Source organism: Streptomyces sp. Y20 (assembly GCF_043195475.1).
GTDB lineage: Bacteria > Actinomycetota > Actinomycetes > Streptomycetales > Streptomycetaceae > Streptomyces.
Genome location: NZ_JBIDDP010000011.1, coordinates 32,470 through 41,583, shown reverse-complemented (window position 1 = coordinate 41,583; position 9,114 = coordinate 32,470). Strand labels below are relative to the sequence as shown.

Here is a 9,114-nt window from a genome sequence, read left to right as displayed (position 1 = left end):
TGAGCGGGGTCGCTCGATGCCTGATGGGCGTGCGGCAGCGCCATCACCGTGGCTGGTGGAAGCCGGCGAGGTGGAGGTTGTCCGCCCACCAGTACAACGATCCCCTGTACTGCCCGCCCGAGAGGAGCCGCGATTCGACGAGCCGGGCCGGCAGCAACGTCGTCTCGTCGCGCTGCGCTTCCGCGACGGGGTGGTCGGGGTGCCCTGCCCCGTGATCCCGTGCAGCCCCGCGATGGCGGACCAGTGGTTGTTGTGTCCTTCATCGCCTCCCCGACCGAGAGCGCCGACGTGGAGGCGGCCTGCACCGGGCCGAGGGGCATGGCGAGTTGAGCATGACAGGGCTACCCCTTTGAGTGGCTCGGGGACTGTCCTGCCCGGCGGCCGGTGAGAGCGATGTGCGACGAGCGGTCCAGCTGCCGTCCAGGCACCGGTACCAGGCTCCTCATGCAAGGGAAGCGCCCGGCGATTCTGGAGGCACCGTGGATCTGAGGTTGGACGGCAGGCTGGCACTGGTCACCGGGGCGACCCGCGGCGTCGGCTTCGCTACCGCGCGGGCTCTGGCACGGGCCGGCGCCGATGTCGTCGGCTGCTACCACGGCGAGGAGCGGACTGCCGAGGAGGCCCTGCGCGTCCTGGCGGAGGCGGGCGGCAAGCACCGGATGATCCGGGCCGACGTGACCCGCCCCGACGACGTGGACAGGCTGGTGGGCGCCTGCCGCGAGGCCGGCGTTCCGCTCGGGGTGCTCGTCAACAACGTAGGCGTCGACGCCGTGTCCGCCTTCGCCGATCTCACCGAGGAGGCGTGGCAGCACGTGCTCCAGACCAACCTGACCAGCGCCTACCGGGTCACCCGGGCCGTCCTCGGACTGCTCGGCCCCGACGCCTCGGTGGTCTGTGTCGGCTCCTCCGCGGCAGCCCGGGGGGTGCCCGGCCGTGCACACTACGGAGCCGCCAAATCCGGAATCACCGGCATGACACGCGCCCTGAGCAAGGAACTCGGACCGAAGGGTGTACGGGTCAACGCCGTCGCTCCCGGCATCGTCGACATGGGCCCGGACAGCGGCCTGAGCGCCGAGGTGCGGGCCCGGATGGCCCGGATGTCCGCGCTGGGACGCCTGGTGACCGCCGAGGAAGTGGCGCAGGGCGTCCTGTTCCTGGCCTGTGACACCGCCCGGTACATCACCGGCGTCACGCTGAACGTCGACGGTGGACTGTAGCCCGACGACTCACTCATTCAACTGCCCCACCCCAACCAGGAGGTTCGCGTGGCCACCGCAGCCATCACCTACAAGATCAAGCCCGGGCACGAGGAGGAGATCGCCGAGATCTTCGCCCACTTCAAGCGGGCGGCCTCGCCGATCCTGCGGGACGAGGCCGGCAAGGAGACAGGCCGGATCAGGGCGACCGCGCTGTTCATCAAGGACGACCACATGGTGCGCTTCATCCAGTTCGACGGGACGCTGGAAGATGTCGGCCGCCACATGGCGCAGCAGGACGGAGTCCGGGAGGCGGAGCGCAGACTCGCCCCGTATCTCGCCGAGCCGCGTGACACCACCACCGTCGAGGGGTTCCTCACCTACTTCCGCAACAGTTCGATGCGCTGCCTGTCGGAACTCTCCGTGGACAGCCTGCCGCCCGAGGTCCTCGCCAAGCTGTGACGCCCGCTCGCCACACCCCGCCGTCCACCCGGTCCGCAGCGGTTCGACGCTGCGGACCGTCCTCTCGGGAAGGGTCGTCATGACCGGCCGACACATCGCCTTCACAGGACTCGGCAACATGGGAAGCGGCATGGCGCTGCGCCTGATCGACTCGGGCTTCCGCGTCACCGTGCACAACCGGACCAAGGAGCGAGCGCTGCCCGTGGTGGCGGCGGGCGCGGAGTTCGCCGGCTCGGCCGCCGAGGCGGTGGCCTCCGCCGGGACGCTGGTGGTCAGCGTGGCCGACGAGGCCGCCGTGGACGACGTCCTCTTCGGCCACCACGGGCTGCGGCCGGGGACCCTTGTGATCAACACCTCCACCGTGTCCCCGGGGTACGCCCGTGACGCGAGCACGCGTGTGGCGAAGGCCAAAGCGCACTGGATCGACGCCTGTGTCATCGGCAATCCGCGTCAGGCCCGTGAGGGCGCCATGCGGGTGCTGGTGTCTGGGGCCCAGGAACACGTGGCGGCGGCCCGGCCCGTACTCGAGACACTGGGCGGCGTCGTGGCCCTCGGGCCGGTGGGTCAGGCCCCTGCCATGAAGCTCGCGTTCAACTTGCTGCTGGGCGCGCAGGTCGCCTCCCTGGCGGACGCCGTGCGCTACGGGCAGGACGCGGGGCTGGACCGTGACCTCCTGCTGACGGTCATCGCGGGTAGCGGCTTCAGCTCCAAGGTCATGGCGTTCCGCGCCGAGGTGATGCGCACCGGCGCGTACGAGCCGGCGGCCTTCCGTACCAGTCTCATGCACAAGGATTTGCGCATGGTGCTGGACGACGCCCGGCAGTCGGGCCTGGAGCTGGCGGTGACGGCGAGCGCGTCCCGCTACTTCGAGGAGGCGATCGCCCGGGGCAGGGGTGATGCCGATGCCGCGGTGGTCGGTGAGGCGACCGCCCCGGCGGACGGCTGACGCTGTAGGGCGCGAAGGCGAAGGGCGGCGGAGGCCGATGGCCTCCGCCGCCCTTCGGTGATGTCAGTGCCGTTCCCCGGTGAGGCGGTGCCGCACGTACGTCAGCACCGCGCCGGCCGTCGTGAGGCCGTCCAGGTCGTCGTCCGGGATCTCCAGGCCCAGGTCGGCCTCGAGTCGGGTGAACATCTCGTAGACCGCCAGCGAGTCGAGCCCCAGATCCGCGAACGTGACGTCCATCGCGGAGTCGTCGAAGACGACCCTCTCGTCGGTGCCCACGCAGGCGTCGACGCTCTTCTGCAAGTCGGCCACCGTGAATCTGCGCACCTCATCCTCCTTCTTCGAGTAGCCGTCAGGGCAACAGGGCGACCTGGCCGGCGTAGTTGAGACCTGCTCCGAACCCGACGAGCAGCGCCGGTTCGCCGCTGCGCGCCGTCCCCTCGCTCAGCAGCCGCTCCATGGCCAGCGGGATCGAGGCCGAGGAGGTGTTGCCGCTGCGGCACACGTCCGTGGCAACCGCCACGTCCGCGGGCAGACCGAGACGATCCGCCATAACCTCGATCATCCGCAGGTTGGCCTGGTGCGGGATGAACGCGGCCAGTCGCGCCGCGTCCACACCCGCCTGCGCCATGGCCTGCTGCCCGGCAGGCACGATCCGGCTCACCGCCCACCGGAAGACATCGCGGCCGTCCATCCGCATGTACGGGCGCGACCGGTCCGGACCGGCCCCCGCCCACTCGCCGTCCATGCGCAGCGCGCCGGCGTGGGAGCCGTCGGCCCCGCGCACGGCCGGCGCGATGCCGGGTTCGTCGGACGGCCCGACGACCACGGCGCCCGCGCCGTCCGCGAAGAGGAACGCGATGGCGCGATCCTCCGGGTCGACGATGTCGGTCATCCGTTCCGCACCGACCACCAGTACGTGCGCGGCGCCGCCGGAGGAGACGAGGTCGCCGGCGACCGCCAGCGCGTGGCAGAAGCCTGCGCAGGCCCCCGAGAGGTCGAAGGCGCCCGCCTGGTGCGCGCCCAGTGCGTGGGCGACGGCGACCGAGACCGGCGGTGTCTGGAGCAGGTTCGACATGCTGGCCACCAACACACACTCGAGCCGGTCGGGTTCCAGTCCCGCGTGGGCGAGGGCTTTGGCGCCGGCCGACGCGGCCATCACGGCGAGTGTCTCGTCGGGGGCCGCGAAGTGGCGGGTGACGATGCCGGAACGGCTCTCGATCCATTCCTCGGTGGAGTCGATGCGTGTACAGATCTCGGCGTTGGTCACCACCCGGCGGGGCCGGTAGGCACCGACGCCGAGGATCCGGCTGTACCGGTGTTCCGGCGTGCGCAGACGTGCATTCACCGGTGTTCCCCCTCGGTGGCGGCTCGCGCGGGTGATGGTGGCGAAGCCAGGTAGCGGTCGATGACCGTGCGGTAGTAGGCCGGGTCGGCGACCCGTGCGTGGACGCTGGGCTGCAACGCCGCGAGCCGCTCGACGGACACGGTGTAGGCAGCGGCGGCATGGCGGTACGTCTTGTGCGCGACGGTGCCCAGTGACCGCTCGATGTGGGCCACGATCTCCTCGACGGGCACCGAGGTGCCGGACGCCACGTTGATCACCTGTCTCGGTTCGGCGACGGCCAGCAGGCCGTCGAAGAAGGCGACGGCATCCCGGACGTCGAGCACGTCGCGGTAGGCGCCGCGGTGCACGACCACCGAGCCGCCGCGGATCTGCTCGGTCAGCGAGGGCAGCAGCTGGTGCGGCCGTTGGCCGGGGCCGACCAGATGGGTCGTGCGGAGGACGAGGTGGTCGGCGCGGGAAGCCGCCAGGACTGCTTCCAGGGCCAGCTTGTGCCGGGCGTAGGCCGAGCCGGGGAAGACGGGTTCGTCCTCCCGTCCGCGGCACCCCCGCGCCCCGTACATGCCGGCGGAACTGGTGGAGAGGTACACCAGCCGCCGCCCGTCGGCCGTGCAGCGCCTGATCACCGAGTAGAGCAGGTCCGCCTCCCGTGCGAACTGGTCCTCCGAGAGCGATCCGGCGCTCGACACCCCGGCGGCGAACACCACTGTGTCCGGGTGGCGGTGCGCGAACGGACGCAGGTGCCGGGCGATGAACCCGTTTCCGATGATTTCCATGGGGCGCCGGTCCCTCCTCACGTGTGCCGGGCCTTCGGGGACGAGCCTGGTGCCGGGTGCTGGCAGGTCGCTGGACGGGAGGCGGCTGCCGGGCGCACGTGGCGAACCGCCCGTCCACGGCGCGTCCAGTGGGACCTGGGACGGTGCGAGCCGGTCACGACTGCTCAAAGAGGGGAGCGATGATGGAGTCACATGCCCGCAGCTTCGAGGAACTGCGCAAACTCGTCGGGGGAGGTTCGCCCGAGGATGCGGCGGCGAGGGCGCAGGAGGCGTTCGGCAGCCCGGACGCCGCCTTGGACGCGCTCTTCGCCCTGTATCAGGGGGCGTTCGTCCCGCAGCGGGCTTCCGGCGCCGCGGGTGAGTTCCGGTTCGACGTCGCGACGTCGGCGGGGACGCGGCAGTACACGGTCTCGGTGGGCGACGGCCGGTGCCGGATCCGCCGGGGCGCGGACACCTCGCCCACCGCCGTCACCACGATCAGCCTGGGCGACCTGCTGTTGCTGTCCACGGGGCTGGCCACCGGATTCGAGCTCAGCGCGCAGCGGCGACTGCGCACCGAGGGAGATGTGGTGACCGCGATCAGATTCAAGGACTGGTTCGACCTCGGCTGAGAAAAGTACGCGCGGGAGGGGAGGCGGATGCCTCCCCTCCCGCCGCGCGGGGGATGTCGTTCCCGGTCGTGCGGTCAGCGGCCCGCTGCCAGCTGCTCCAGCAGGGTTACGGTCTCGGCTGGCGACGGCATGGCCCTCATCTCCTCGCGCAGCCCCCGCGCGGCCCGGGTGTAGGCAGAGTCCTCCAGCAGATCGGCGACCGCCTGCCGCAGGCCCTCGACGCCGTTCTGCTTCTCCACGGTGTCCAGCGCGATGCCCGCGCCGACGGCGGCTATCCGGTCGCCGAAATCGAACTGGTCGAGGAACTGGGGCACGACGAGCTGCGGCAGTCCGAAGGAGGTGGCGGTCAGGGCCGTGCCGGCGCCGCCGTGGTGCACGACCGCGTCGCAGTGGTGGAGGAAGAGCTGGAGCGGCAGGGAGTCCACCAAGCGCACGTTGCCGGGTACGTCTCCGACCAGGGGCAGGTCCGACGACGACACCGCGACGACCACCTCGGTCCGGTCGATGCCGCTGACCGCTTCGATGAGTCGGCGAAGCAGTGGCATGCCGTTGAGCGCGATGGTCTGGTTGCCCAGGGAGACACAGACGCGGCGCACGTCACGCGGCATGTCGACGGCCCAGTCGGGAAGGGCGCCGGTGCCGTTGTACGGGACGAACCGCAGTGGCTGGGCGCCGCCGATGCCCGGGTACTGGAGGGTGGGCGGGCAGGGGTCCAGGGTCAGGGCCGGTTCGGGCAGGCCGGACTCCAGGCCGAGGCGGTCCGCGGTCCTGGACAGCACCTCTCTGGCCGTCCCGTCGAAGCGCCCGGTCAGTCCGTTGACTCCGAGTCCGTGCCGCACCGAGGGGATCTTCAGGACCCCGCCGGCCAGACGGCCGGTGAACTCGAACGGCTCGGAGACGATCAGGTCCGGCCGCCAGGCCGTGGCGAAGTCCACGTACCTGTCGACGGCGTACTGGGTGAAGGTGGCCCAGGTGCGCGCGGCTATCGCGGCCATGACCTCACCCTGCCGGCCCCACGCCTCGATGGGCGGCTGGTCGTCGGGCAGTCGCTCGCGCAGCATGGCCAGCTGGTCCAGGTGCTCGCCCACCGCGTGGGCGGGCAGGCCCGCGCCGCGGATGACCGGCACCAGGTCCGGCTGGCTGACGACCACGACCTCGTGGCCCGCCGCACGCAGCCCCCAGGCCAGCGGGACCATCAGGGTGACGTGTCCCGGTGCCGGGATGGCTGTCATGAGCACTCGCATGTGATCTCCATAGCGTCGAGGTGATCGCGGGACGTGGAAACGGAGGGCTCGTGATGCTCTCAAGGCGTACTCGCAGGGGGCTGGACGCCGGGGCGGCGGCCGTATCCGGCAGGGGTCCGCTCAACGGTCCCGGAGGGCCAGCACCATCTGTACGCCGGTCCCGGTGAGCATCTCCTCCTGGCCGACGCGGACGGTGAATCCCCGCCGGGTCAGCCCCTCCACGACGGCCGCCAGCCGGCCGTTCCTGTCGTGGACCTCCGCCACGACACGGCGGATCCGGGGCCAGTCGCTCTCTTCGATGCCGTCCAGGACGTCCTGTTCGGCACGCTCTACGTCGATCTTGAGCAGCGCGATCTCGTCGACGCCGTGCTCGGCCATGGCGGCGGTCACGGTGGTGACGTCCACCTGGTACCGGCGGCCCTGGTACATCGTCTCCCCCAGGGCGCGGGCCGTGTCCTCGTCGATGCCGGTGTTGGCCAGATAGGTCATGAGGTGGCGCCGGTCCTCGTCCTCGTCGGGGTACAGGCTGCTCTGCGCGGGCGACCGCGGATAGTACGTCAGCTCCCCCGTGCCCGGACGGGAGCCGACGGCGACCTGGACGGCAGTGATGCCGGTCCCGTGCCGGCGCGTGTTCTCCCGCAGGCAGGCGAAGCAGTCCTCGGCCGGTTCGAAGGAGTACACCCGCAGGCCCGGGACGAGGTCGGAGAAGAACAGGGCGGCCAGACCCAGGTTCCCGCCCACGTCGAAGACGACGTCCCCGGCCGCGAGGCCCTCCACGCCCCTGGCGTACAGGTCGTTCCCGGTGACCTCGCGCCACAGCACGGCCGCCTGGTCGGGGTCCGGGGCCACGATCCTGCGGCCGTCGGGAAGTGCGATCTCGTGGGCGGCGTCCGTGCGTGCCGCGTCCGTTTCCGGCATCCGCTTCTCCTCGTGCTGTCCGCTGTCCTCGGGTTCGCCTGTGGGTGATGTCAACTGCCGTACGTCTCACGCAGGTACCGCGCCGGTGCATCGCTGTCGCCGGGGCCGATACGGCACCCGAGGTAGCCGTCGGGCCGGATGAGCAGCGTCTCGCCCTCGGCCAGGGCATACGGGTCCGCCGGGTTCCCGGCGGCCGTGGCGGCGGGTCGCGTGCCCCTCACCCCGTGCGGCAGGCCGGTCCGCGATACGGCGGCGACGGACACCCAGTCACCGTGGCGCAGTTCGTCGTAGAGGGTGGTGGGGTCGCCGTCCGCGCCGGTCAGCGCGATCTGGGGGGCGCGGTCACCGGCCCTGAGACCGGGGCGTTCGGCCCACTGGCGGCTGAGCGTGCTGTCCCGGTAGTCCACGGCCTGGTCCGACCGTGCCTGCTGCTGCCTGCGGACTCCCACGGTGACGGCCTCGGCAGTGGGTGGGGTGCCGACGCCTCCCCAGAACGAGCGCTCGGTGCGGCGCAGCAGGTCGTGGGCGACCGGGAGCCGTTCGGCCGCGTAGGTGTCCAGCAGTTGTTCGCCGGCGCCGCCGACGACGGCCGCGAGTTTCCAGCCGAGGTTGAATGCGTCCTGGATACCGGTGTTCATCCCCTGGGCGGTGACCGGCATGACGGTGCGGGCGGCATCGCCGGCCAGCAGGCAGCGGCCGTACCGGAACGAGCCGGCGATGCTGTTGTGCAGCCGCACCCGCCAGCTGTGGCGGGGTGACCGGAGCCGGATGTCCGGCACGCCGGAGAGCTTGCGTACGTACGCCTCGACCTCTTCCACGGACGGATCGCTCCGGTCCCCGGGGTCCGGGTCGGCGACAGCCGCGAAGAGCCGGCGCCGGCCGTCGGGCAGGGGCAGGACACCGAGGAACCCGTCCGGGGTCAGGTGGAGGTGTGCCTCATCGGCGCCGTCGCCGGGCAGTCCCTGCGCGACGGCGTCCACCTGCACGAGCTGGGTGCCCGTGAAGCGCCGGGTGTGCCAGGGCACGCCCAGTGCCTCTCGGGTCATGCTGTGGGAGCCTTCGGCGGAGACCACCCACTGCGCCCGGACGATCTCGCGGGTTCCCGTGACGTGGTCCAGGGTGAGGGTCACGCCCTCGGCGTCCTGTTCCAGTCCGGCCGCGCGCACGCCGCGCTCGACCTCGGTGCCCAGTTCCCGCAGCCGCTCCGTCAGGGCCCGCTCGGTCTCCTGCTGGCCGATCAGCAGCGGCAGCGGATACGGCGTGTTCCCCTCGCCCAGTTCGACGGCCAACTCGGGGCCGCCGAAGGGGTGGTAGACCCTGCGCCGGTAGCTCACCGCCCGTGACGCGAAGTCGGCCATGGGCAGGCCCATCAGATCGAACGTCTCCAGGGTGCGCTGCCACACGGTGCAGCCGCGCGTGCCCGGGCGCGGTTCGGCCCTGCGGTCCACCACCCGGCACTTCACGCGCCGTCTGGCGAGTTCGACCGCCACGGACAGCCCTACGGGGCCCGCCCCCACCACCACCACTTCAGTCGCCGCCACCATGACCGTCGTGCCTCCTCACTGGATCCCCCGCCACAGCGGAACCGGCCGGTGCGGCCCGGACCGGACCGGTCGGGG

10 protein-coding genes are annotated in these 9,114 nt (G+C 71.7%); 4 read left to right on the top strand and 6 right to left on the bottom strand.

The window, feature by feature from the left end; genetic code table 11:
• Window positions 1-479 precede the first annotated feature (479 nt).
• From ACGFT1_RS25695 to ACGFT1_RS25685, 3 genes are all read left to right on the top strand, one after another.
• Window positions 480-1,217, top strand: a complete 738-nt coding sequence (locus ACGFT1_RS25695; RefSeq protein ID WP_373911342.1) for an SDR family NAD(P)-dependent oxidoreductase — start codon at window positions 480-482, stop codon at window positions 1,215-1,217.
• Between the two features lie 48 nt (window positions 1,218-1,265).
• Window positions 1,266-1,658 (top strand): SchA/CurD-like domain-containing protein, encoded by a 393-nt coding sequence (locus ACGFT1_RS25690; RefSeq protein WP_361996950.1) that lies wholly within the window; start codon window positions 1,266-1,268, stop codon window positions 1,656-1,658.
• 79 nt (window positions 1,659-1,737) lie between these two features.
• The gene (locus tag ACGFT1_RS25685) at window positions 1,738-2,604 is read left to right on the top strand and encodes an NAD(P)-dependent oxidoreductase (protein ID WP_373911341.1); all 867 of its coding nucleotides are present in this window, start codon (window positions 1,738-1,740) and stop codon (window positions 2,602-2,604) included.
• A gap of 63 nt (window positions 2,605-2,667) precedes the next feature.
• Here the strand turns inward: ACGFT1_RS25685 and ACGFT1_RS25680 are convergent, their stop codons facing one another.
• From ACGFT1_RS25680 to ACGFT1_RS25670, 3 genes are read right to left on the bottom strand one after another with little or no spacing between them, the layout of a single operon-like run.
• Window positions 2,668-2,928 carry an acyl carrier protein gene (locus tag ACGFT1_RS25680; protein WP_373911340.1) on the bottom strand — a complete coding sequence of 87 codons (261 nt, stop codon included), beginning with the start codon at window positions 2,926-2,928 and terminating at the stop codon, window positions 2,668-2,670.
• Window positions 2,929-2,953: 25 nt separating this feature from the next.
• A complete protein-coding gene (locus tag ACGFT1_RS25675; protein WP_373911339.1) occupies window positions 2,954-3,949 on the bottom strand; it encodes a beta-ketoacyl-ACP synthase III in 996 nt (331 codons plus the stop codon).
• Entirely contained in the window at window positions 3,946-4,722 is a 777-nt protein-coding gene (locus ACGFT1_RS25670; protein WP_373911338.1) for an NAD-dependent epimerase/dehydratase family protein, read from the bottom strand. Before ACGFT1_RS25670 ends, ACGFT1_RS25675 begins: the two co-directional genes overlap by 4 nt.
• Window positions 4,723-4,901: 179 nt before the next feature.
• Here ACGFT1_RS25670 and ACGFT1_RS25665 point away from each other — a divergent pair, with 179 nt between their 5' ends.
• On the top strand, window positions 4,902-5,333 hold the full coding sequence (locus ACGFT1_RS25665) for an SCP2 sterol-binding domain-containing protein (RefSeq protein ID WP_373911337.1): 432 nt from the start codon (window positions 4,902-4,904) through the stop codon (window positions 5,331-5,333).
• Window positions 5,334-5,407: 74 nt separating this feature from the next.
• Here the strand turns inward: ACGFT1_RS25665 and ACGFT1_RS25660 are convergent, their stop codons facing one another.
• The 3 genes from ACGFT1_RS25660 to ACGFT1_RS25650 all read right to left on the bottom strand — a co-directional run bounded on the left by ACGFT1_RS25660 (window position 5,408) and on the right by ACGFT1_RS25650 (window position 9,039).
• On the bottom strand, window positions 5,408-6,577 hold the full coding sequence (locus tag ACGFT1_RS25660; RefSeq protein WP_373911336.1) for a nucleotide disphospho-sugar-binding domain-containing protein: 1,170 nt from the start codon (window positions 6,575-6,577) through the stop codon (window positions 5,408-5,410).
• A gap of 120 nt (window positions 6,578-6,697) precedes the next feature.
• A complete protein-coding gene (locus ACGFT1_RS25655; protein WP_373911335.1) occupies window positions 6,698-7,495 on the bottom strand; it encodes an FkbM family methyltransferase in 798 nt (265 codons plus the stop codon).
• A gap of 50 nt (window positions 7,496-7,545) precedes the next feature.
• On the bottom strand, window positions 7,546-9,039 hold the full coding sequence (locus tag ACGFT1_RS25650; RefSeq protein ID WP_373911334.1) for an FAD-dependent monooxygenase: 1,494 nt from the start codon (window positions 9,037-9,039) through the stop codon (window positions 7,546-7,548).
• Window positions 9,040-9,114 lie beyond the last annotated feature (75 nt).

Bases quoted from the DNA above. Each gene is read 5' to 3' on its own strand.
- ACGFT1_RS25685 (WP_373911341.1), top strand. From the start codon at position 1,738: ATGACCGGCCGACACATCGCCTTCACAGGACTCGGCAACATGGGAAGC.
- ACGFT1_RS25670 (WP_373911338.1), bottom strand. From the start codon at position 4,722: ATGGAAATCATCGGAAACGGGTTCATCGCCCGGCACCTGCGTCCGTTC.
- ACGFT1_RS25665 (WP_373911337.1), top strand. From the start codon at position 4,902: ATGATGGAGTCACATGCCCGCAGCTTCGAGGAACTGCGCAAACTCGTC.
- ACGFT1_RS25660 (WP_373911336.1), bottom strand. From the start codon at position 6,577: ATGCGAGTGCTCATGACAGCCATCCCGGCACCGGGACACGTCACCCTG.
- ACGFT1_RS25655 (WP_373911335.1), bottom strand. From the start codon at position 7,495: ATGCCGGAAACGGACGCGGCACGCACGGACGCCGCCCACGAGATCGCA.
- ACGFT1_RS25650 (WP_373911334.1), bottom strand. From the start codon at position 9,039: ATGGTGGCGGCGACTGAAGTGGTGGTGGTGGGGGCGGGCCCCGTAGGG.